This window comes from Dolichospermum heterosporum TAC447, from assembly GCF_024584745.1.
Lineage (GTDB): Bacteria > Cyanobacteriota > Cyanobacteriia > Cyanobacteriales > Nostocaceae > Dolichospermum > Dolichospermum heterosporum.
The window spans coordinates 5676454-5699856 of sequence record NZ_CP099464.1 but is presented as its reverse complement, the minus strand read 5'-3'; the positions used below and the strand labels follow the sequence as shown (position 1 = coordinate 5699856).

At 37.7% G+C, this 23403-nt stretch carries 21 protein-coding genes; 12 read left to right on the top strand and 9 right to left on the bottom strand.

The annotated features are described in order from the left end of the window. Window positions 1-6 precede the first annotated feature (6 nt). Window positions 7-2850 (bottom strand): DNA topoisomerase (ATP-hydrolyzing) subunit B, encoded by a 2844-nt coding sequence (gene gyrB, locus NG743_RS25965; RefSeq protein ID WP_306459859.1) that lies wholly within the window; start codon window positions 2848-2850, stop codon window positions 7-9. A gap of 404 nt (window positions 2851-3254) precedes the next feature. Here gyrB and miaA point away from each other — a divergent pair, with 404 nt between their 5' ends. After that, window positions 3255-4145 carry a tRNA (adenosine(37)-N6)-dimethylallyltransferase MiaA gene (gene miaA / locus NG743_RS25960; protein ID WP_027401185.1) on the top strand — a complete coding sequence of 297 codons (891 nt, stop codon included), beginning with the start codon at window positions 3255-3257 and terminating at the stop codon, window positions 4143-4145. A 36-nt stretch (window positions 4146-4181) separates the two neighbouring features. Further along, window positions 4182-5225 (top strand): tRNA-dihydrouridine synthase family protein, encoded by a 1044-nt coding sequence (locus NG743_RS25955; protein WP_257121176.1) that lies wholly within the window; start codon window positions 4182-4184, stop codon window positions 5223-5225. Between the two features lie 41 nt (window positions 5226-5266). Here the strand turns inward: NG743_RS25955 and NG743_RS25950 are convergent, their stop codons facing one another. After that, complete coding sequence (locus NG743_RS25950; RefSeq protein WP_027401186.1) at window positions 5267-5854, bottom strand: Crp/Fnr family transcriptional regulator; 588 nt, start codon at window positions 5852-5854, stop codon at window positions 5267-5269. Window positions 5855-6086: 232 nt separating this feature from the next. Here NG743_RS25950 and NG743_RS25945 point away from each other — a divergent pair, with 232 nt between their 5' ends. Both NG743_RS25945 and cysK read left to right on the top strand, forming a co-directional pair. Beyond that, the gene (locus NG743_RS25945; RefSeq protein WP_027401187.1) at window positions 6087-6569 is read left to right on the top strand and encodes an RrF2 family transcriptional regulator; all 483 of its coding nucleotides are present in this window, start codon (window positions 6087-6089) and stop codon (window positions 6567-6569) included. Between the two features lie 18 nt (window positions 6570-6587). Beyond that, window positions 6588-7550 (top strand): cysteine synthase A, encoded by a 963-nt coding sequence (cysK, locus tag NG743_RS25940; protein WP_027401188.1) that lies wholly within the window; start codon window positions 6588-6590, stop codon window positions 7548-7550. A gap of 351 nt (window positions 7551-7901) precedes the next feature. On the opposite strand, the gene NG743_RS25935 is transcribed toward cysK, so the two are convergent. Then, window positions 7902-8567, bottom strand: a complete 666-nt coding sequence (locus NG743_RS25935) for a cadmium resistance transporter (RefSeq protein ID WP_257121175.1) — start codon at window positions 8565-8567, stop codon at window positions 7902-7904. Window positions 8568-9709: 1142 nt separating this feature from the next. Here NG743_RS25935 and NG743_RS25930 point away from each other — a divergent pair. Together NG743_RS25930 and NG743_RS25925 are read left to right on the top strand one after the other, a co-directional pair. Beyond that, window positions 9710-10669 (top strand): IS110 family RNA-guided transposase, encoded by a 960-nt coding sequence (locus NG743_RS25930; protein WP_193965010.1) that lies wholly within the window; start codon window positions 9710-9712, stop codon window positions 10667-10669. A 342-nt stretch (window positions 10670-11011) separates the two neighbouring features. Continuing rightward, entirely contained in the window at window positions 11012-11650 is a 639-nt protein-coding gene (locus NG743_RS25925) for a cadmium resistance transporter (protein ID WP_257121174.1), read from the top strand. A gap of 32 nt (window positions 11651-11682) precedes the next feature. On the opposite strand, the gene NG743_RS25920 is transcribed toward NG743_RS25925, so the two are convergent. Then, window positions 11683-12480 carry a sulfite exporter TauE/SafE family protein gene (locus tag NG743_RS25920; protein ID WP_027401191.1) on the bottom strand — a complete coding sequence of 266 codons (798 nt, stop codon included), beginning with the start codon at window positions 12478-12480 and terminating at the stop codon, window positions 11683-11685. Between the two features lie 531 nt (window positions 12481-13011). Between NG743_RS25920 and NG743_RS25915 the strand changes: the two genes are divergently transcribed. Next, a complete protein-coding gene (locus NG743_RS25915; protein ID WP_257121173.1) occupies window positions 13012-13791 on the top strand; it encodes a phosphatase PAP2 family protein in 780 nt (259 codons plus the stop codon). 169 nt (window positions 13792-13960) lie between these two features. On the opposite strand, the gene NG743_RS25910 is transcribed toward NG743_RS25915, so the two are convergent. Further along, window positions 13961-14770 (bottom strand): hypothetical protein, encoded by an 810-nt coding sequence (locus tag NG743_RS25910; protein ID WP_257121172.1) that lies wholly within the window; start codon window positions 14768-14770, stop codon window positions 13961-13963. A 665-nt stretch (window positions 14771-15435) separates the two neighbouring features. Here NG743_RS25910 and NG743_RS25905 point away from each other — a divergent pair. The 5 genes from NG743_RS25905 (at window position 15436) to NG743_RS25885 (ending at window position 19849) form a co-directional block, all read left to right on the top strand. Next, a complete protein-coding gene (locus NG743_RS25905; protein WP_257121171.1) occupies window positions 15436-16890 on the top strand; it encodes an APC family permease in 1455 nt (484 codons plus the stop codon). A 136-nt stretch (window positions 16891-17026) separates the two neighbouring features. Then, window positions 17027-17665: a cadmium resistance transporter gene (locus tag NG743_RS25900; protein WP_035081331.1), complete on the top strand. Its 639-nt coding sequence runs from the start codon at window positions 17027-17029 to the stop codon at window positions 17663-17665. An 80-nt stretch (window positions 17666-17745) separates the two neighbouring features. Then, window positions 17746-18582, top strand: a complete 837-nt coding sequence (locus NG743_RS25895; RefSeq protein ID WP_027401196.1) for a sulfite exporter TauE/SafE family protein — start codon at window positions 17746-17748, stop codon at window positions 18580-18582. A 2-nt stretch (window positions 18583-18584) separates the two neighbouring features. After that, window positions 18585-19124 carry a DUF1634 domain-containing protein gene (locus NG743_RS25890; RefSeq protein WP_027401197.1) on the top strand — a complete coding sequence of 180 codons (540 nt, stop codon included), beginning with the start codon at window positions 18585-18587 and terminating at the stop codon, window positions 19122-19124. A 314-nt stretch (window positions 19125-19438) separates the two neighbouring features. Beyond that, window positions 19439-19849 carry a DUF7980 family protein gene (locus NG743_RS25885; protein ID WP_080683827.1) on the top strand — a complete coding sequence of 137 codons (411 nt, stop codon included), beginning with the start codon at window positions 19439-19441 and terminating at the stop codon, window positions 19847-19849. Between the two features lie 32 nt (window positions 19850-19881). Here the strand turns inward: NG743_RS25885 and NG743_RS25880 are convergent, their stop codons facing one another. From NG743_RS25880 to ssuD, 4 genes are all read right to left on the bottom strand, one after another. After that, window positions 19882-20691 carry a prohibitin family protein gene (locus NG743_RS25880; RefSeq protein WP_027401199.1) on the bottom strand — a complete coding sequence of 270 codons (810 nt, stop codon included), beginning with the start codon at window positions 20689-20691 and terminating at the stop codon, window positions 19882-19884. Window positions 20692-21341: 650 nt separating this feature from the next. Further along, complete coding sequence (locus tag NG743_RS25875) at window positions 21342-21587, bottom strand: DUF7219 family protein (RefSeq protein WP_027401200.1); 246 nt, start codon at window positions 21585-21587, stop codon at window positions 21342-21344. 8 nt (window positions 21588-21595) lie between these two features. Next, window positions 21596-22162 carry an NADPH-dependent FMN reductase gene (gene ssuE / locus NG743_RS25870; RefSeq protein ID WP_027401201.1) on the bottom strand — a complete coding sequence of 189 codons (567 nt, stop codon included), beginning with the start codon at window positions 22160-22162 and terminating at the stop codon, window positions 21596-21598. 34 nt (window positions 22163-22196) lie between these two features. Beyond that, window positions 22197-23366 (bottom strand): FMNH2-dependent alkanesulfonate monooxygenase, encoded by a 1170-nt coding sequence (gene ssuD / locus NG743_RS25865; protein ID WP_193963412.1) that lies wholly within the window; start codon window positions 23364-23366, stop codon window positions 22197-22199. Window positions 23367-23403 lie beyond the last annotated feature (37 nt).

Below are 23403 nucleotides of genomic sequence, written 5' to 3'. Positions count from 1 at the left end.
ATTACCTTAGATATCTAAATCTGTCATATTCAGTTTAGAACCATAGGTTTCAATGAATTCCCGGCGGGGTGCAACGCGATCGCCCATAAGAATGGTAAAAATCCGATCAGCTTCGGCTGCGTCTTCAATTTCCACTCGTTTGAGGGTACGGGTTTCTGGATTCATGGTGGTTGTCCAGAGTTGTTCTGGCATCATTTCTCCCAAACCTTTAAAACGTTGAATGGTATAGTTAGCATTACTAGGAAGAGTACCTAAATGCTGTTGCAATTCCCGTTCACTATAACAATACTGGTAATTTTTACCCCGTTCTACTTTGTACAAGGGAGGACAAGCGATATAGATGAAACCTTGTTCAATCAATGCTCGTTGATAGCGATAGAAGAAAGTTAACAACAGCGTGCGAATGTGCGCTCCATCTACGTCAGCATCAGTCATTAATACTATATGATGATATCGTAACTGCGAGGCGTTGAATTCTTCACCTTTGACACCTAAACCCAGTGCCGTAATTAACGATTGAATTTCGTTATTTTTATAGATTTTGGCATCGTCGGTTTTTTCAATGTTGAGGATTTTACCACGCAGAGGCAGAATTGCTTGGGTTCGGCGATCGCGTCCCTGCTTTGCACTATTGTGAACAAATACACCACTGGCTAAAGCGAAGTTATGTGTTTGCGGAACTTCGATATCGTAAACGTCTACCTGTTCTGCTAAACGTTCAATACTGACAATGCGGTGATTGTAATTAGCAACAGCTTCATAGGCTAACGCTGGATTACCATCAAAGTAGCGTTGACAAAAATTATCAAACCGTAATAAAGACTTGTCTTTTGTTTGTTGACGGTACGTATTATAAGCTTCTAAATCAAGCTTACCTTGCTCAACTTCAATCTGCTTGAGGACAGTAATAGTTTTGCGATAGTAGGTTTGCTGCAAAGTAGCATGACGTTGGGCGCGAAATTCAGGTGTCCATTGCTGCTGTGTTTTTTCTCGCCGCCATGCCAATAAAGCTTCATGGCTCTTGTCAATTACATCTTGACGATGTAATGTTTTTTCAATATGAGCGCGATGCAAAGCTAAGTGTGACTCAACGGATAACCGCTGTAAATTCGTAGGGTTATTGTTACGCTTGTTGAAATCAAGATGATGGCAGTGTTCTCCATCTGTTAGCTGATAAACACCTAAATAACGGTTATACCAATCCGCTAAGGTATGGGTAAACAACCAAGAATCAGAACGGGGATTCCAAGCCATTTCATAACCATCAATGGTAATCCCTGGATTGCTGATATCAGATATTTGCCGATATAGAGGCATGAGGGAATCATCAGGGGTTAATAATGCGGCTTGCTTGTAACTGCCATCGCGTAACATGAAGCGATGATCTGGTGTGCAAACAATTGTTTCGCCATTATCCAATGTCACCTTAATGACTTCAGCATTGGCTTTAGTCATGCGGGGGTTAATAATCCGTTCTACCCCAATAGTGCCATCATTACGAATGGTGTAGCAAAAATGCTCTTTGCCGATTGCTTGTTCGGCGACGATTTCTTTGAAACTGAGCGATCGCCCATCAACTAATGCTACTAATGTATCACCATGAAAACAGCCTCCCGCTGAATCGCCTTCCACGATGTATATTTCAGACTCAGCAGGATCACGAGAACTACAATCTGCTAACTTACCAGGTAGAGGAGAGGATTCTAATACTGATTTCCGACGGACTAATTCCCGCGCATGACGGGCAGCTTCAGCAGCTTTAAACGCTTGGATAGCTTTATCTAAAATAGCATCAGCGATCGCCGGATGAAAGTCTAGATATTCAGTGAGAACTTCCCCCACAAAAGAATCAACGATACCGCGAACTTCTGTATTTCCCAATTTAGTTTTAGTTTGTCCCTCAAATTCAGGATCAGGGACTTTAACAGAAATTACAGCAGTTAGACCTTCACGGACGTGTTCACCACTGAGGTTAGATTCATTCTCTTTAATTTTATTCCGTTTGCGAGCGGTTGCATTTAATGTCCGAGTTAAAACGGCTTTTAAACCTTCTAGGTGTGTACCACCATCAATAGTCCGAATATTATTAGCAAAGCCGAGGACATTATCTGTATAAGCATCAGTACACCACTGTAAAGAAACTTCTACCTGGACGTTATTACGTTCCCCTTGGACATAGATAATTTCTTCATGAAGAGGTTGCTTCTCACGATTCATGTAGGCGATATACTCTTTAATACCACCCTTGTATTCGTAGGTTTCTATTCTTGGTGTATCGCTTTTTAAGATATCTAAACGATGATCCGTAAAAATAATTCTTACGCCTGCATTTAAGTACGCTAACTCGCGCAATCTTCCTGATAAAGTAATGTAATCAAATTCTATGCTGGTGGTAAAAATTTGTGTATCTGGCTTAAAAGTAATAGAAGTACCAGTTCTATCTTCTTTGTAAGGCGTTGCTACCAATTCCGTAACTGGAAAACTCCGTTCATATCGCTGCTTATGTACCTTATGATCTCGCCAAACCGTAACTTCTACAAACTCAGAGAGGGCGTTAACAACAGAAATTCCCACTCCGTGTAAACCACCAGAAACTTTATAGCCACCACCACCAAACTTACCACCAGCATGGAGAACAGTTAACACAGTTTCTAAAGCTGATTTTCCGGTTTTTGGGTGAATATCTACGGGAATACCCCGACCATCATCTGTTACTGTAACAGAACCATCAGCATTAATATCCACTTCAACATGGGTACAGTGACCCGCCAAAGCTTCATCAACAGAGTTGTCCACTACCTCGTAAACTAAATGGTGGAGTCCTCGCGGACCTGTAGTACCAATGTACATCCCTGGTCGTTTGCGGACGGCTTCCAGACCTTCCAGAACTTGAATCTGATCGGCGCTGTAACTGCTCGTCATGAAAATTCTCCTGATGCTTGGGGTTAATATCGCCAAAAGGCTAAAAAAGTCAAATCACCCCGCTATTATAACACAAAAGCCTTCCTGCCGTCTGTAGGGCAATTTTGTGAGAAGTTTATATAGGGGTTGTAACCCTAATGGGAATTCAAGAGACAATTAGTCTGTTCCCAGTTCTGCTTCCCAATGACTAAGTAGGTTGGCGTTGAAAATTGTCGTTATGGCAAGGCAAGAGGCAAGAGGCAAGAGGGAAGAGGGTTTGGGCGATTTTACGTTTCTTTACACAGTTTGGTTTTATTGTGTTCACCTACTTAATGACTAATAACTAATAACCAATGACTAAATTAATTGTAATTTGTGGAGCGACAGCAACGGGGAAATCTGGTTTGGCTTTGAGTTTAGCACAAAGGTTAAATTCTGTAATTCTTAGTGCTGATTCTCGTCAAGTATATCGTGAGTTTGATATTGGTACGGCTAAACCAAATGTGGTTGAACAAAAATCAGTTCCCCATTATTTAATAGATATCTGTGAACCAACTGAAATAATGACATTAGCAAATTATCAGGAACAAGCACAAGCTTTAATTGCTAGATTGGGGGGTGAAACACTGTTGTTAGTGGGTGGAACTGGTTTATATATTCGTGCCATTGTGCAAGGAATGAAGATTCCCAGAGTTTCACCACAACCAGAATTGCGATCGCAATTAGAATCTTTAGGACAAGTTCAACTTTACCAGATATTACAACAAGTTGATGCGATCGCTGCCCAAAAAATTCATGCTCACGATTTGGTGCGAACTTTAAGAGCTTTGGAAGTTTATTATACAACTGGTATACCTATTTCTGAACAGCAAGGAGAAAACCCACCGGATTATCCAATTTTGCAAATTTGTTTAGATTCTGATGCAGAACATTTAGACGTGAGAATTCGCAAGCGAACTGAGCAAATGATAGCAGATGGTTTAGTTGGTGAAGTTGAATATCTTTGTCAAAAATATGGTACTGATTTATCTTTATTAAATACTTTGGGATATCAAGAAATCAAGCAATATTTAGCTGGTGAACTTTCTTTAGAAGAAGCAAAAGAATTAATTGTTTTACATACCAGACAATTCGCTAAACGTCAACGGACTTGGTTTAGACAATCTCCTAATCTTGAATATGTTAATATGGATAATTCTGATTTATTAAAAAGTGTTTGGCAACGAATTAATCAATTGTTATAATTAATTCTCAATTACCGTTGAACGCTTTGCAACTCTATGTCCCAGGTATTGCTCCCCCAATCGCTTCAGCAAGACTTACCACTTACTGCGCTTGCACCTATGCAGGATGTAACCAATCTCTGGTTTATGAAAGTCATTGCCCACTACGGTAGCCCTGACTACTTCTTTACTGAGTATTTTCGTGTCAATGATACCTCACGACTCAATCGGAAAATCCTGGCAGCAATTACCGAAAACGATACAGGTCGCCCGGTTTTTGCCCAAATGATTGGCGAAAGTATCCCCGATTTAGCCAGAACCGCAAAGGAACTCTGCGGCTATAATATCGCTGGAGTAGACTTAAATATGGGCTGTCCTGCGCCAAGAATCTATCGCAAAAATGTTGGAGGTGGATTACTCCGAGAACCGGAAAAAGTCGAGCGGATTTTGGGAGAACTGCGTTCTGTGGTTAATGATAGACCCTTAACGGTGAAAATGCGCGTAGGTTTTGAAAATACAGATAACTTTTATAAAATCCTAGATATAATTGCTGATAACAATATTGATTTATTGAGTTTGCATGGTCGCACGGTGAAAGATATGTATCACGGGGAAGTTAAGTATGATTTGATTGCGGAAGCGGTGAGACGGCTTAACTGTCCAGTGTTGGCTAATGGCAATATCAAATCGGCGACAACTGCCTTAGAAGTGCTTTCGCAAACAGGTGCAGCGGGGGTGATGGTGGGACGTTGGGCGATTGGAAATCCTTGGCTGTTTAATCAAATTCGTCAGGCTTTACGGGGAGAACAGATCACACCAGTGCCGTTAGCAGAGGTACGCAATTACATCGATCGCTTATGGCAAACCCCTACAGCTTCCACTATGCCAGAACGAGCGCGGATAGGCTACCTGAAAATGTTTCTAAACTACATTGCTTTAAATGTTGATACTGACGGTCATTTTCTGCGGCTGATGCGACACACCTCTACAGAGATAGAATTATTTAAACTCTGCGATCGCTTTCTCCTGACAGATTTAACGAAAACTTTAGCCCTAACACCCTCAACTTTACGGGATTTGAGTCACCAAGTACGCCCGTGAACGATTACCCTTCGCAGAGTTATTTTTTGGTATTTTCCAAATTAAATTTCATAATACCAAATATCCTCTTGTCGGACAATAATTCGATGTAGAGGAAGTCTATCAATCAATCCATCCTGTTCCAATTGTCCCAGCAGACGAGTGATAGTTACACGAGTAGAACTGATCAGCGCTGCTAAATCTTCATGAGTTAGACGCATATCAATTAAACGTCCTTGTTCTACTTCTGAGCCAAATTTTTTTGATAACCATCCTAATAGTTGAATCAGCATAGTCTCTACTTTTTTATGACTGCGAATTACCATTAATTCTTCCGCTTGTTGAATGTGATAAAGCAAAGTTTCTGTGAACTGATGCAAATCATCCACAGGTAAAACAGTTGCTTTGACTGTGGTTAAACATTCCATCCGATAGGGCTTCATTTTCGAGAGAACTTCACCAACCACATCTCCCGGACCCCATAATCCCAAAGCTACTATCGTACCGTCTTCTAGATAAGTGTATGTCATCACAAAACCGCTTTCTATTCGCCATACAGCATTTTTTTTAACGGGTAATAGCGATCTTCTGGTGAAATGCTTGTGAGTATTGTCAGTAAATGATTGAGTTAGACCTGTGTATAATGACATTAGTGTGTATATTACTAATTTCCGATGTAGTAACCGTAGTATAGATTATTCTTGATCTAAAAAGTATTGTGTTCGGATAGTTTATGGAAAATATTCAGCAAATTTGACAATCTTGCACATAATCACCTTAAATCCGATAGAGTTATGGTATTTTACTTATTATAGGTGTTACTATATCACATCTAACACCCAAAAGTAAAATCATTGCGGTTAAAAACCGATAAATCTATCAATGTACAGTAGTATTCTGAATACAGATTTGAATAGTCAAAACTACGCTCTTCTGGATCTTTCGGCAAAAGTGGAATACGCACTCTTAGCACTGTTAGAACTCGCCAGCCATCACGATAAAAAAGTTCCTTTGACCATGAACGAGATTGCGGCCAAGCAACCCATACCGGAACGCTATCTCGAGCAGATTCTCACTCAAGTGCGGCGTGCGGGTTTGGTCCAGAGTCAACGTGGCTCAAAAGGCGGTTTCCTGTTAATGCGTGAGCCTTGGCAAATTACTTTGCTAGAAATTGTCACCTTGGTGGAAGGTGAACGGAAAGAGAAAGAAAGCTCTGAGACTCCGACGATAGAAAAAACTTTAGTTGTAGAAATCTGGGAACAAGCTAACGCGGCTGCAATTGAGGTTTTGCGTAGCTATACACTCCAAGATTTGTGTCAGGAAAGAGAGACTCGCGCTCAAAATAATCCCATGTATTACATTTAGTTACTAGGAGGTCTAGCAATGCGAATAGCGAAAAATATCACTGAATTAGTGGGTAAAACGCCCTTAGTGCAGTTAAACAAAATTCCTCAAGATTCAGGAGCATTGGCGCAAATTGTTGTCAAACTAGAAAGTATGAATCCGGCAGCTTCTGTAAAAGATAGAATTGGCGTGAGCATGATTCAAACGGCAGAGGAACAAGGCTTAATTATTCCCGGTCAAACTACTTTAGTTGAGGCAACTTCTGGAAATACAGGCATTGCTTTAGCAATGGTTGCAGCCGCTAAAGGCTATAGGCTGATTTTGACGATGCCGGATACGATGAGCCAGGAAAGAAGACTTATGCTAAGAGCCTATGGGGCGCAATTAGAGTTAACACCAGGGGTAGAGGGAATGCGGGGAGCGATCGCTAAAGCCACAGAAATCGTCGCCATCACCCCCAATGCTTATATGTTGCAACAATTCAGCAATCCTGCTAATCCCCAAATTCACGCTCGCACCACCGCTGAAGAAATTTGGCATGATACGGATGGGGAAGTTGACATCCTTGTCTCAGGAGTAGGAACTGGAGGAACAATTACGGGCGTATCTGAAGTAATCAAACAACGCAAACCCAGCTTTCAAGCAGTAGCAGTTGAACCAGTTAACAGCCCAGTGTTAGCAGGAGGAAAAGCCGGACCACACAAAATTCAAGGTATCGGACCCGGATTTATTCCCGCCATTTACCGTTCTGAATTGATAGATGAAGTCATTCAAGTCTCAGATGATCAAGCCATTATCTACAGTCGGCGGTTAGCAAAAGAAGAAGGACTGCTATCAGGAATTTCTGCTGGTGCGGCTTTATATGCAGCGTTGCAACTAGCTAAACGTCCAGAGAATGCCAATAAATTGATAGTTATGGTCCAGCCTAGCTTTGGTGAACGCTACCTCAGTACCTCGTTGTTTAAAGATGCGGATGAGAATGAATGGTTAACTAAACTTTGAAAATTTAATCATTGGTGATAGAAATAATTATTTTTTTATCTCCTGTCTTTCCTGTTAATTAACCCTCTTCTGTCATTCTCGCCAGATCAAAATCTGAAACCCTTATTTATCAAGGCTTTTGGTGATTTATTAATCTTTCAAAATACTCGCCATATTTTGTTAGTAATAAACGGTTCAAACCTTGAAGATATATGGATTTGAAAATTAGGAAATTATTTTTTGATTCCCAGTTTGACAGAAGAGAGTTAAGTAGGCTAGTGTTGAGAATCGTCGTTATAGCAAGGCAAGAGAAAAGAGTAAAGAATTTTTCAGCGATTTTACGTTTCTTTACACAGTTTGGTTTTATTTTGTTCATCTACTTACTATCATTTTTTTCACCAAAAAAAATAAACAAATACAACTACCAAAAAGTTTTAGCGGACTTAAAGCTTGACTTTTACAGACAATTACAACCCCTAAACCTATCAGTACAAATGGCACAAGATAATTACCATATTTGGTAAAAAAATTAGCTATTTTTTGTTGATGGGTTAACTGATATGCTGCATAACACCAAATGGCTAACAGGAGAAAAAATAACCCGATAATTATGAAAAAACTCTCTAATCTAACACTAGAAAATAACGGTATATAAATGCTAATATTATCACTACCATTAGCCACCGTTATCGCTGCCACAGTGTAAATTTTTGGTGTTAAAAAAGATGGTGTTATCTCCTGGATTCCATCAGCTAATTGTTCTGTTTCCTTATTCACCAAACTACTAATACCAATAGCAATAGGAATTAAGCCTAGTAAACCAATCCATGATTGAGGCAGAATCAATCCACCAAATAATCCAGGTAAACTGAAGATGACGAGAATAGTAAAACCTAAATATTGACCAACAACAATTTGCCAAGGGCGAAAATTATCATTTACTTGAGCAAAAAACACTAACAAAATTAAAATATCATCAATATTAGTGGCTATGAAAGCAACTAACCCGGTAATAATTGCTGTCAATAAATTATTCATTTTGGATGATTTCAACATTTCTGACTTAAATCATGTAGGTTGGGTTGACGTAAGGAAACCCAACATTTTCAATATTTCCCATATTTTCGGTATTTTGTTGGGTTGCGCTGTCGCTTAACCCAACCTACATTTTTTTGCTTTATTTCTGACATTTTCAGTATTTCCCACATTTTCGGTATTTTGTTGGGTTGCGCTGTCGCTTAACCCAACCTACATTTTTTTACTTTATTTCTGACATTTTCAATATTTCCCACATTTTCGGTATTTTGTTGGGTTGCGCTGTCGCTTAACCCAACCTACATTTTTTTGCTTTATTTCTGACATTTTCAATATTTCCCATATTTTCGGTATTTTGTTGGGTTGCGCTGTCGCTTAACCCAACCTACATTTTTTTGCTTTATTTCTGACATTTTCAATATTTCCCATATTTTCGGTATTTTGTTGGGTTGCGCTGTCGCTTAACCCAACCTACATTTTTTTGCTTTATTTCTGACATTTTCAGTATTTCCCACATTTTCGGTATTTTGTTGGGTTGCGCTGTCGCTTAACCCAACCTACATTTTTTTACTTTATTTCTGACATTTTCAATATTTCCCACATTTTCGGTATTTTGTTGGGTTGCGCTGTCGCTTAACCCAACCTACATTTTTTTACTTTATTTCTGACATTTTCAGTATTTCCCACATTTTCGGTATTTTGTTGGGTTGCGCTGTCGCTTAACCCAACCTACATTTTTTTGCTTTATTTCTGACATTTTCAGTATTTCCCACATTTTCGGTATTTTGTTGGGTTGCGCTGTCGCTTAACCCAACCTACATTTTTTTGCTTTATTTCTGACATTTTCAATATTTCCCATATTTTCGGTATTTTGTTGGGTTGCGCTGTCGCTTAACCCAACCTTGTATCTTAGAGGTATGTTAGAAGAAGTGGTAGACCGTCCCAACCTGGGTCAGAAAAGACCGCTTTGTAGCAAGGATCACCACAACAATCTCCATGACAGAACTCGAACAGTCGCCTGGGGTAAAAACTATGAACAAAGACATAGATAATATAGCCCGTATCGTGCAAGGATGAGTGAAATCAAGGGGATGAATAAAAACAAAACAAATTAAAAAGAAGTAATTGAAATTGGAGAGTTAAAAATGGATTATATCTCCCAATGGGTAGGCATTGACGTAAGTAAAGCAACACTTGATGTTTATATCCGTCCAATGGGTAAAGCATTTCAATTTGCTAATACTGAAACAGAAATAGCTAATCTAGTTAAGCAACTTCAATCTAACGATTTAAACCTAATCGTACTGGAAGCAACAGGAGGACTAGAAACAGAATTAATCATTCAATTGCAAGCGGCTCTTTTACCAGTAGCATTAATCAATCCTCGTCAGGGAAGAGACTTTGCTAAAGCTACAGGTAAGTTAGCCAAAACCGATGCCATTGATGCACAGATTTTGGCGCATTTCGGTGAAGCAATGAAACCGGAGGTGTTAGCAATCGAAAGTGAAATGTCACGTCAATTAGGCGAATTAATTAGTCGCCGAAGACAATTAGTAGAAATGTCTACAGCGGAAAAGAATCGCCGTGACCGCGCTCGTGGTAAAGCTTTGACAGATATTGAATCCCATATTGATTATCTTGAGCAACATCTTCAACAACTCAATCAAGAAATTGAGACGTTGACCCAAAATAATCAACAATGGATTGATAAAGTCAATCTACTCAAAACTACTCCTGGCGTTGGTCAAGTAATTTCTACCACTTTAGTTTCTGACTTACCAGAATTAGGTCAATTAACTGCCAAACAAATCTCTCGCTTAGTTGGTGTTGCACCAATTAATCATGATAGTGGTCAGCACAAAGGTAAGCGCATGATTAATGGTGGTCGCGCCCATGTTCGTGCCATTCTTTATATGGGTGCTGTTGTTGCCATGCGTCATAATCCTGTTATCAAAACTTTTTATGAGCGCTTGGTTGAACGTGGTAAACCCAAAAAATTGGCCATTACTGCTTGCGTTCATAAAATGTTAGTTATTTTAAATGCGATGATTCGAGATCATCTTCCTTGGTCTATTTCTCAAGACTCACAACCAATTTCTGCATAAAGTTCTACTGTCGTTTTTATACCTCCAATCTAGTTTGGTAATTTATGGCAATCTATAATTTACCTGTTTTGTTCTGTTCTGTTTTTCTCCTCTATTTTCTGACTTTTTTCCTAGACTTTAAATTTTTCCTTAACGATCGCTTGACAATCAAGACAGTCGCTACATTTTTTTGCTTTATTTCTGACATTTTCAATATTTCCCACATTTTCGGTATTTTGTTGGGTTGCGCTGTCGCTTAACCCAACCTACATTTTTTTAATTGAACCTGAAAGATATTAGATTGAATTTAGTGTTCCAAATATTGCTATCTTGATAAATAGTGTTATATTATGAAATTTTACCATGAATCAGGTTGCTACTGCTTTTACAGAAAGCATAATTGCCTTTGCTGCCACTAATATTGATGACATTATTATTCTATTGCTATTTTTTTCGCAAATAGATAGCAATTTTCGGCGTAGACATATTTTTATCGGTCAATATCTTGGCTTTACAGCTATTATTATCCTCAGCTTACCAGGTTTTTTCGGTGGCTTAGTTATCCAGCGAGAATGGATTGGATTACTAGGAATATTACCAATTGCTATTGGGATTAAACAATTAGTAAATCGGGAAGAAGAAGGGACAGAAGTTCAGACAGTAAATACTGAATATAATAGCCCTCCATTTTCTTTTTTATTAAGCATTTTACATCCCAACACTTATAAAGTTGCGGCTGTGACAGTTGCTAATGGCGGTGATAATATTAGTATTTATATACCCCTATTTGCAGGTCAAAGTATTGTGGGTTTAGGAATAATTTTGGCGGTATTTTTTGTCATGGTAGGGGTTTGGTGCGGTATCGCTTATTTATTAACTCTTCAACCTAACATTAGTTATATTTTAAGTCGTTATGGTCAGGCTATTGTTCCTTTTGTATTAATTGGTTTGGGGTTATTTATTATGTATGAAAGAGGAACATTTAATTTATTATTTGGATAAGTAAATTAAAACCCAGAGAGATATAGAGTTAATTATGCTTGTCCGACTAATTTCCAACTTACCATCATTAAGATGCTGTAGATAATAAATCTGAGTGGACGTTGAGGGGTAATTTCGCAAAGTTTCGCACCAATGAGAACTCCGGGAACAGAACCTATCCAAATAGGTATGACTAAACTCCAATCAACAGTTCCTAAAGTCAGATGTCCCAGGGATGTAAATATTAGTAAAATGGCGGCTTGTGTAATATCTGTACCTACTAATTTTCGGGCATCTAACCGAAAAAAAGCGATTAATGCTAGGGCGAACATAGAACCTGATGAAACACTTGTCATTCCCACACAAAAGCCTAAAATTGCGCCAATAAGTAAGGATAAAAAACGTCCTTCATTCGTTTTTAAATTTAATTTTGGCAATTCGGGTAAATTAATTTTGGGGAAAAATGTCATCAACAACATTTGGATTAATGCTGCTAATGTAACTATCAAAATCATTATTCCTAGTAACCGCAGTAAAAGGTTATCTAGGTTATGTTCTCCACTTTGTCTGAGTTGGTGTAAAACCCCTACTCCCAATAGCGAACCAGAAACACTACCCATTGACAACCATTTAACTACTTCTAAATCAAGGGTTTTCTGTTGCCAGTGTTTTACTCCCCCTACTACTTTCATTAATGTAGCTGCAACCACATCAGAACTAATAGCAATAGAAGGTGGTACTTGAAAAACAAAAATCAACATAGGAGTGATCAAAGATGCACCACCTATACCTGTTAAACCCACAATGATGCCAATGAAAAAGCTGAAAGCTGGTAGTAATAAGTAGTCCATACTGGTGTTAGTGTAAGTTAATTGAGAATTGAGAAAGATAAGCTCGAGTAGACTCAATTTTATGAATACAAAAAATCGCTGTCTAAGTTTGTTCAGGATGACTTTTTATAAATCTGGTAAGTAGACTTTTATTACTCCTGAAGGGTAATTTTTTAGCTTAAGTGTTGAAAGATACCCTAGTTTTGGCAATTTTTCATAAAACTACAGCATCTCTATCAATTTACTGTATTATAAACTTATAAATAATAAAATGTCTAGTAAGTAGTGAGACAGAATTAATTACACAATGTCATTGCGTTAGCCATATGGAACGAAGTGAAATGAAGCAATCGCAAGGGTTGTGATTGCTTCCCTTCCCTCGCAATGACTGTAAATATTTTTGTCCAATTACTTACCAGTATCTATATGTCTTAGTGAGAATTTCCTGATTTTCAGGACTCCGCAGACAATTATTTCTCTTGTCTGGACTACGATAGTTGATTTATTCTCAGTATTTTGATAGAAAATGATACTTGTATACTGGATGGAATTATGAAAAAACTAAAAAAAAGTCGGGGTGAAAGCAAGTCACCGCTTAATTTTCTGAAAAACCTGTTACTTTCCCATTGGCGTTCTTTGTTGCTGATATTTATGGGTGTGTATTTGCCTTTGCAGGTTGTGGAAATCCTGGCGGTGAGGATTTGGCAAAATGACGGTGGTTTTCTCTGGGATATGCCAATTTTGTTGGCAATTCACTCTACAGCTAATCCACAACTGGATATTTTTGCCGTATTGCTGACTAAATGGGGATCATTCTGGACTGTATTACCTGTATTAAGTGCTATCGCTCTAATATTATGGAAGCAAAGAAAATGGAGAACTCTTGCTTACTTACTGACTACAGCTTGCGGGAATCTGCTTATTAACCGCACAGCCAAAGAATTTATGCACCGAATACGTCCCCATTTATGGATATCAAAAGCACCTGAATTTGATTATGCTTTTCCTAGTGGTCACGCCATGACAAGCATGACACTAGTAGCAATTGTAGTAATTTTAACTTGGCATCGTCCTTGGCGTTGGTTAGTTCTAACTATTGGTAGTTTGTACCTGTTAACTATTGCTTGGACACGCCTTTATCTTGGGGTTCACTTTCCTAGCGATATTCTCGCCGGTTGGATGGTTGCACTAGCTTGGGCTATTGGTGTCAGTCTAATTATTCAGCCTAATTTGCATAGAGTTACCGCTATTAATAGCAGTATAGAGACTGAAACTACTCTGCTGTCTGAAGAAACCCGGTTAATTAAAAATGAGTTGAGTCGGTTGGGTTAAATAGATATCTCCAAAAATTAAAGATACTTGACCTGAAAACCCTGTAGAGACGTTCCATGGAACGTCTCTACAATCTTTTTTGGAGATGTCTAATGACAAGCGCAACCTAACCAAGTCTTGATGATGTTGGGTTTCCTTGCGTCAACCCAACCTACTCAACTAATGACTATTAAGCTTTTTTAGTAGGTGCGTTAGTAATTTTGGCATCTATAACTGCTTGGGTAACATTAGGAACAAACCAGTTAATCTCACCAGCTTTAGGAATTTGTGTTCCCACTTGGTTAAATTCAATTGCACTTGTATCTGGGTTGGTTTTCAATACCACTTTAGTGCCATTAAAAACTTTAATGACAACACCATCAGTTAATTCTTCCTTCTCCCCATTCAACCCTAAAGCTACAGCTTTAACATCTGTGGGTAGATAGATTCCTTTGCAATTCCATTTATCTTTTGTCGTTTGACCATCAGCTAAAAAATATAATGCTGCACCATTGGAATAATCATCATCTTCCAAATTTGGTTCTGTGCCATATATAGCTAGAGTTTTTCCTGTTTGATTACTACATTGTCCCCAGTCAATTCCTGACTCAAAAGCAGATTTTTGAAATTCTAAATCATGGATTTTTTGGTCAATTTCCTCTGGTGTATAACCAGTTAACGGGGTTTGTGTAGCTTTCGCCGTTTGTAATTGTTGTAGTTTTTGATTCAGTGTGATGTAATCAGGATTTTTCTTGTATTTTGGCGGATCAGCTAATGCAGAGTCAGCAAATACTAAACTCAGACATAACAATGCAAGAACTAATATGGACTTCCAGCTTTTCATGGTAGTAGTTTCCGGTTTGAGAATATTTAGCTGATAACTATGAGAAAAAGTAGTCAAGATGATAATCAGATGTAAAGATTGATGTTCTTTAAAAAAATCTGTGAAATTTGAGTTTTTTTTCTGATCATAAATTAATTTCGTATTCCAAGTTACCATTATTAGATTACGTTGGCAACAATATCATACTATTTATTTTTATACTCGTATTTTTAGAGGTGAATAAATACATAGGCTATGAAAACTTTGTAAAGCAAGGCTTAATGGTAATCTTCCCCTAAATCACCTTTAAAGTCTGTGCAATTAGGGAGTATTATATACAACTTAAAGTTTAAAATATAAAAAAGTAATTTATCAAAATCAAATGGCACTAACTCCGATGTACTTTTCGGAATTTGTCAATGATGTATAAAATCTTAAAAAATATTTTTTATCTAACACTTGCTTACTAGGAACACATAAGGTAGTATTTAATTTGTCAAGATAAATACAGTTCGTGACCTCAAATGTATTCATAGATGCAAAAATTATTGAACCTCGGCATTTAAAGGATACAGGTTACAGAATAGTGATCATTATGACTTTCCTGAAATTGGCATTGATAGTCTCAAATATTTAACTAAAAATAGCCAGATTGTCATAGATATGCGAAGTTAATTACTGTACAATCTGATTTTAAATGACCACATAAAAGGAAAAAATTTAGATGGGGTTTGTCCACAATCAACATAAACAAATGTGCCTTATATATTCATCACATAAACATGAATAATTCCCCATAGTCTATCGAGTTATGTGTCATTTACCACTATAAAAATATAAAAATGAGTAAAGAAATATCTTCTTGTCAAAGTATTCATGGATTACGGGCAAATTGCCTGTCTTTTTCGGAAGTATTAGCGCAATCATTTGCTGTAATTGCACCCACAACTGTACCAGCATCTAATATTGGTTTAATTATGGCACTTTCAGGAAATGGTACTTGGCTAAGTTTTGTGATTGGGTTGATTGGACTAATGTTAGTCAGCATTAACATTAACCAATTTGCTAGTCGTTCCGCATCTCCTGGTTCTCTCTATTCCTACATCACCCAAGGCTTAGGACCAACAGCAGGAGTAATTTGTGGTTGGAGTTTAGTGCTGGCTTATTTATTTACAGGAATGTCCGTTTTGTGCGGATTCGCTAATTTTAGTGGAATGCTAATTGGTCATTTGGGTATTCATCCTTCTAGCATCACACTGTTAGCTATTGGTGCAGGAATTTCCTGGTATGCAGCTTACAAAGATATCCAACTTTCGGCTGTAGCCATGCTTTGGTTAGAAGGTGCTTCCCTTGTTTTGATAAGTATCTTATGTATAATTATTTGGGCGCATAAAGGTTTTGCTGTGGATATGTCCCAAATCACCCTTTCTGGAGTTACTCCCGGTAGTGTAGCTACGGGACTTGTATTGGTGATGTTTGGTTTTTCCGGCTTTGAAAGTGCCACTAGCTTAGGTGATGAAGCCAAAAAGCCATTACGGACAATACCTAGAGCCGTTATGGGTAGTGTTATTCTTGCCGGGCTATTTTTTATTTCCACCACCTACATAGAAATTCTGGGTTTTCAAGGTACAGGCATCTCGATTAAAGACACCGAAGAACCTTTGGGTTTTCTGTCTCGACAAGCAGGAGTGGGTTTTTTGGGAGAATTGGTAGCGTTAGGCGCGTTGTTTAGTTTCTTTGCTTGCATTCTTGGCAGTATTAATCCTGCGGCTAGAGTGGCTTTTTTAATGGCTCGTCATGGTTTGTTTCATGCCTCTTTAGGTAACGCTCACGCAGCTAATAGAACTCCTCATGTTGCCGTCACGATATGTTCACTATTGACATTTTTGATCCCGGCAATAATGTCCTTCTTTCATATCAAACTATTCGATTGTATGGGCTATTTAGGGGCTATTTGTAGTTATGGATTTTTAACTGTTTATATTCTGATTTCTGTTGCTGCTCCAGTCTATCTATACAAAATCAGAAAACTTCGTTCGATAGATGTGGTGTTTGCGGTTTTAGCTGTGGCGTTCATGATGATCCCAGTTGTCGGTAGTGTGGGGATTCCTGGTAGTAGCCTGTTTCCCATGCCGGAAGCTCCTTATAATACCTTTCCTTACTTGTTCTTGTTGTATCTTTCTGTTACTTGTGGCTGGTTTTTTATTAAAAAACAACGTTCTCCTCACTTAGCAACAGGAATTATTCAAAGAGTTGATGATATTCATGCTCGATTCGCAGAAAGAAATAACTATTAAGGGGTGGTAATGGGTAATGGGTGATTGGTAATTGGTGATGGAGAAGAATCAACGTCAATTGTTACTTAATAATCCTCAATCAATATCTCTTGATAGTCAAAAATTCAAAATCTAAAATCTAAAATCTAACAACATTATGAGTATAGTAACTGCAATTAGTACCGGAGCAATGGCTTTTAGTGCCACGAACATTGATGATTTAGTCATTTTGACCTTGTTTTTTTCTCAGGTAAATGCTAAGTTTCGCCGTTGGCATATTATTATCGGTCAGTATCTAGGTTTCACCGCTTTAATTTTGGCTAGTTTGCCAGGTTTTTTTGGCGGTTTAATCTTACCCCGTCCTTGGATTGGGTTATTCGGTTTAGTCCCAATCATCATGGGGATCAGAAGTTTAATGAATCAAGAAGAGGATGAATCAGAGGGTGTGGAGACAGATACAGAAGTTTCAAAGCGATCGCTATGGGCGAAGTTTTTCAATTTGCAAACTTATAGTGTGGCGGCTGTGACATTTGCCAATGGAACAGATAACATTAGTATTTATGTGCCGATATTTGCCAGTAGTAATTGGCAAAGTCTATTAGTAATTTTGGGTGTTTTCTTTTCATTAGTGGGGGTGTTGTGTTACATAGCACATAAGTTAACTTATAATCAAGCCTTGGCTAACATTTTTACCAAATATGGTAATCGTTTCATGCCCTTTGTCTTAATCGGATTAGGTACTTTTATCTTCCTGGATAGTCGTAGTTTTAGTCTTCTCAATCTTATCCATAGATAAATTTCGGTTTCTGTTTACGTCCTGCTGACAAAAATTATCAAGGTTCATAAATATAGATTAAACAAAAGGGGGAATTTAAATTGAGCATATTAGCATTTTCTTTACTGGTTTGGTTGGGATCATTTAGTGCCGGCTTAGTCGGAGCATTAACTGGTTTAGGTGGTGGAATCGTCATAGTTCCATTATTAACTTCCGTCTTTGGTGTTGATATTCGCTATGCCGTTGGGGCATCATTAGTATCAGTTATTGCGACATCATTAGGTTCAGCATCTACATATATTAAAAAAGGCTACGCTAATCTGCGCTTGGGAATGTTTCTGGAAGTAGCCACCACCATTGGCGCTCTTATTGGGGCTTTAATAGCCACTCATGTAACCGTAAAAATACTTTCCTTGATTTTGGCAATTGTGCTAATTTATTCAGCATACTTGTCTCAACGCCCCAGACCAGAACAAACAGAAATTTCTCCACCAGACCCCTTAGCAGAATATCTCCAACTTAATGGGACTTACCCCACTCCTGATGGTGTAATCCCTTACCAAGTTCATGCTTTACCTGCTGGGTTCAGTATTATGTTAGTAGCAGGAGTGCTTTCTGGTTTATTGGGAATTGGTTCGGGAGCATTCAAGGTATTGGCTATGGATCAAGCCATGCGTCTCCCTTTTAAAGTTTCCACTACTACCAGTAATTTTATGATTGGTGTCACAGCCGCAGCCTCAGCAGGTGTTTATTTAACACAGGGATATATAGATCCAGGTTTATCTATGCCAGTAATGTTGGGAGTGTTACCAGGTGCTTTTTTGGGGGCCAGAATTTTAATCGGTGCTAAAACTCAAATTCTCAGAATTATCTTCAGTTTTGTATTGGTAGTAATGGCATTAAAAATGGTCTATAACAGTCTAATAGGAGGGCTGTAATTATGTATAAATTAAATTCTGGTTTTCGGTGGACTTGCACAACAGAGATAGAAAGAAAAGTTGGAAATTTCACTTTTCAATTAGAAGAGCGAGATTGTGATATTCAACAACTAGAAGAACAGCGTCTCAGTCATCATGATGAAAATCTTAATCATCAAAAATTCACAAAATCAGCCAATGAAAAACAATTAGAATATCTACTCAGTAACCTCCTTAAATATGGAGTTTTAATCGCTAGTTCTATAGTATTATTCGGAGGTATTTTGTACTTGATTAATCATGGTTCTGAGCCTGCTGAATATCAAATATTTCGAGGTACACCATCTGAGTTTCATTCCCCAACAGGTGTAGTAAATGCTGTTTTGGCAGGTAGCCGCCGGGGAATTATTCAATTAGGATTGTTGATACTCATTGCTATTCCTATTTTGCGCGTGATCATTTCTTTCTGCACTTTTCTTTTACAGCGAAATTTTGTCTATGTAATTATTACGTCATTAGTGCTTGCTAGTTTAACTTATAGCCTACTTGGGGCATATTACTAATATTTTTCACCAAAAATCAAAATATTTTTGAACTAAATAGTTAGTTTAAAAACTGGACATTTTCTCGCTTTCTAGGTTAAACTACACTAAGAGGATGTTTTAAAAGTATTAGATGAAACCGATAATCTCCAAAAACCTAACCCCCCTGCCCCCTTCCCTACGAGGGAAGGGGGTTTTCAAAGCCTCTCCCCGCTTCGGGGAGAGGTTTGGAGAGGGGTTTGTTTATACATTAAAAACTTCTCAAACACCCTCTAAGACTATAAAAATAGTGTAGTTTTATGACTAATCTCCAAACAGAAAGCTCGACAGTCAGCATGAATAGCGAAAATACACAACTCTACTTAGCGCAGCCAAACGTGAATATTTGGAAGAAACTCAGGGGTGGATTTTTGTTAGTGTTGGGATACTTGCTTTCTCCTTTATGTTGGTGGAATGATTTATTATTTAATCTACCCATTGCTTACTTTTTTGGGTATTTATGTAGTTTATTATCGCCAAAATTACTGTTTCCTTGTACTATTCTTGGCTACTGGCTATCAAATATTATAGGCATCCTGTTGATGCAATATGGCTCAGTAGATATGTTTCAACAAGAAAACAAGGAACGTAATCTCAAAAAAGAATTATTTAACAGTCTCGTTTCTTCAACTGCATACACATTAGTGATTGTACTTCTAATTCAATTGAAGATTATTGATACTCCCATTTTCTTTACTAATGGGTGATTACTAGAATTATTTACCATATTCTACAGAAGTTAATTTTCACTAGCTGTAATTAACTTCTGAATATCCCAGATATTTAAACTATCTTTACCCATAATTAGCGGTAGTTTTCCATTCCATTTTTCTATCGCTTGCCTTTGCAGTAATTCCGGTGTCAAACTCTCTCTGAGTAAGTTTTGAGCTTCTGCTTCCCCTTTGGCTAAATTGACTTTTACTTCTGCTTCTTTCACTGCTTTTAAGGCAATAAATTCAGCCCGTTTTGCTTCCTGTGCGGCAATTTGTTTGGATTCTACTGCTGCTCTGAATTGGTCAGAAAAGCGAATATGAACTAAGGAAATATCATCAACTGCTATATTATAATTTCCCAATCTTGCCGTTAGGGCTTGATCTAACTCTCTCTTAACATCCCCGCGTTTTGTAATTACTTCTTCAGCAGTATATTGGGCTACGACTGCTTTTAATACTTCTTCAATTGCTGGATTTATAATAGATTCAATAACCTGATCTTCATCACCAATTTGTTGAAATATTTTATTAACTTTATCTGGTAAAAAATGCCAATTAAGAGTTAAATCTGTAAAAACATTCTGTAAATCTTTAGAAGCTGCTTCAGTTGATATTTCCTGCTTATGAATTCTGATACTTAATTTTTTAACTGTATTAACTACAGGGATAATTAAGTGAATACCTTCTCCTAATATCTGTGTTTGGACTTGACCAAATTTCATTAATACACCACGTTCACCAGCATTAACTATCACACAAGGTGTGAGCAAAATGGTAAGCAAACATAGGAAAGCAGTCAGTTTACCAGCATTATTTAGCGGATTATATTTTTTCATCCCTAATTTCCATAACTAAGAGAATTTTGATTCGTGAGCTAGAATTTTATGCAGTTAGATAGAACTTACCAGAATTTCTGGCTAATTAGCAATTACAATAGGTTGTTTTCACACAAATAGACGGTCTAGAAAATATTGAATTTGATCAAAAAAAACAGTAAGTAGGTGAACAGAAAAATTTAAAGGTATGTGAAGAAAAGTAAAATCACTCAAAACTCTCTTCCTGTTCCCTTACCCCAACGACAATTTTCAACGCCAACCTACTTATTGCTTTTGCAGAAACAAATGGACAAAAAAAAGGCTAGGTATTACCCTAGCCAAAAATCCATATCAACCGCAAACTGTTATTGCTAATTTTAACCAACCAGTTACCGCTAATTAAACAATTACCATCGGTTTAAAACCATTTTATAATCCCACCAACAAAGGTATTTATCCATTTTGAGTCCAGGTTATTTCCCCTGGAGAAAATGTAAATAATTTAGTTGTGGGAACTGCTCGCTTGCAATTCTACGACAATTTTGATGATGAAATATACAAACGATAGTAATTTTTTTGGGTTTATTAGTTGGGGTAAGATCCCCGACTTCTTATTTGATGATGTCAATTAAATTATTAACCAATGATAGAAGTCGGGGATCTACTTTTTTTTAGCAAATTAATATTTTTTTCTTGGTCATTTTTAAATTTTTCCAGAGAATATGTATTTGTTTATAAGCCTCTTCTGAGGAAAGTTTACCACCAGTTTGTAGACCAGAAATATAGCTCACTCGTTGCGAAAAATCTTGAAGTTGAGCATTAAATTCTAAATGTTCTGACTTCAAATCTCCATAATAAGGACTACGAGGATAAAGAAAATCAGAGAGTTCCGATAGTAAATCAGAGTATTGATTCATAGATACCTTTAGTTACTATATGCTAATTCTTTGACATCAGGTTGAGACTTATTAACAGCTTGGATAAATTCTGTTAAAACTTCTTTGAGGCGTTGATCAATTTCTTCATCCAATTGCAAACTACCATCAGCTTGAATTTGAATTTGCTTATCTACTGCGTAAACTGTACTTAAAATATGTCTTGCACCTAATTCACCTAAAACTGGTTTTAAGGCATATTCTATTGATAATAAATGAGCGATTGTACCACCAGTAGCTAATGGTAATAGAACCTTACCATTTAAAGCTTTTTGTGGTAATAAATCTAAAAAAGATTTGAGTAACCCAGTATATGCAGCCTTATAAATTGGCGTAGCAATAATTACCCCACTAGCTCGTTCTAGTAGTGCTTTTGGTTTTTCTAAAGCTGGACTATTGTAACGTCCATAAACTAAATCTTCCGCAGGTAAATCCCGTACAGAAATAATATCTGTTTCTAAACCTTGTTGGGAAAGAATTTGAGTTGCATATTCTAAAATTCCATAGGTTCTAGAAGGATGAGAAGGACTACCAGCGATCGCTAAAATATAAGTCATCTGACAAAAACCTCTTGATTGAATTAATTTTCAACTAATCTACGGTGGCTACTGTTGTTTCTCTAAGTTGTTCTTGAAGCTGTTGAGGAAATTCCCGGTTAGCAACAATTTCACCAAAAGGACTTAATAGTTGTGGTTCTATTGTTGGTAAATTATCCAAAGGTAAACGAGGAAAAAGCAATTCTGCTACCCGATAAGCTTCCTCTAAATGGGGATAACCAGAGAAGATAAAAGTATCAATTCCTATGTCCGCATATTCCTGCATTCTTTTAGCAACAGTATCGGGATCACCTACTAATGCAGTTCCCGCACCACCTCTAACTAAACCAATTCCTGCCCATAAATTAGGGCTAATTTCTAATGCTTCCCGACTGCCATTATGTAATTCCTTCATGCGGTTTTGTCCAACTGAATCCATTCTGGCATAAGCTTGTTGGGATTTTTTAATAGCTGCATCATCTACATAACGAATCAAATCATTAGCAGCATCCCAAGCTTGACTTTCAGTTTCTCTGACAATGACATGAAGACGAATACCAAAGCTTAATGTTCGGCCTTGTGCTTGTGCCAAACGTCTCACAGCAGCAATTTTTTCTGCTACTTGTTGAGGTGGTTCACCCCAAGTTAAATAAACATCAACGTGCTTGGCAGCAATTACTTGAGCAATGGGAGAAGAACCACCAAACCACAAAGGTGGGTGAGGTTTTTGGATATTAGGGAATAGGATTTTCCCCTCTTTAATATTGAGATAATCACCTTCAAAATTAGAAATTTCACCTCCAGCAATTTCTCGCCAAACTGTTAAAAATTCATCAGTTAGTTGATAGCGATCATCATGACCAAGATGCAAACCATCACCAGCTAATTCAACAGGATCACCACCAGTCACGACATTAATTAATAATCTTCCGCCAGAAATTCTATCAAAAGTTGCTGCCATTCTTGCTGCTACTCCTGGCGACATTAACCCCGGACGGATTGCTACTAAAAACCGCATTTTTTTAGTGTGCGTTACCAAAGTTGAAGCTAAAATCCAGGCATCTTCACAAGAACGACCTGTGGGTAATAAAGCCCCTGTAAACCCTAATTGATCAACCGCTTGGGCAATTTGTCGCCAATAATCAAAGTTAACTGAACGACCACCTGTAGCAGTTCCTAAATAACGTCCATCGCCATGTGTGGGAATAAACCAAAGAACTTGCATGATACTTAAGTGTAAAATTTTTCAATCAAAAACTACG